This window comes from Staphylococcus sp. EG-SA-2, assembly GCF_017152085.1.
This window is the reverse complement of the sequence record NZ_JACYHC010000144.1, coordinates 1-542: the sequence shown is the minus strand read 5'-3', so window position 1 is coordinate 542 and position 542 is coordinate 1. Positions and strand designations below refer to the sequence as shown.

Here is a 542-nt window from a genome sequence, read left to right as displayed (position 1 = left end):
CTTCAACTTTATCAGCATCTTCCTTATTGTTAACATCATAATCAATTAATAATGATATGCCATTATTAATTTTGTCAGCGCGACCAAAAGAATCAGAACATAGCACTTTTACGCCAAGCACTTCAAATTCAGCATGCATAGTTGCTTCTTGCGCTTCTTCCTTAGTCATACCAAAATGTGACGCTTGTTCTTCGCCAACTTCTAAACGTTTAACGTCAGTTGCACCAAATACTTCTTCGTAATATGCAAGGGCTTCTTTTGAATTTTCAAAAGCGATATAAGGGAATAATGCTGTCATGTAAAACACCTCAATGTAGTATTTTTATTACTAACACCATGTTACATTAAAAAATGGCAAAAGTATAACTTTTACGATGAATTGAAGTCAATCTTTTGTAAAATACACGATAAATTGTAAGATGAAATTGATTTAAATGAAGTAAACATATATATGACATACAAAAAATGAAAATGACACAGAGACGTATGTGTTGTTTAGTGTTTTAAAATTCAAGTTTAAAAAATGCTTTTAGATACATAAG

General features: G+C 30.6%; 1 protein-coding gene. It reads right to left on the bottom strand.

Annotated features, from left to right (window positions below; translation table 11 throughout):
* The coding region (locus tag IDG60_RS27200; protein WP_206160402.1) for a VOC family protein at positions 1-298 on the bottom strand (298 nt) is incomplete at its 3' end.
* Positions 299-542: the final 244 nt, after the last annotated feature.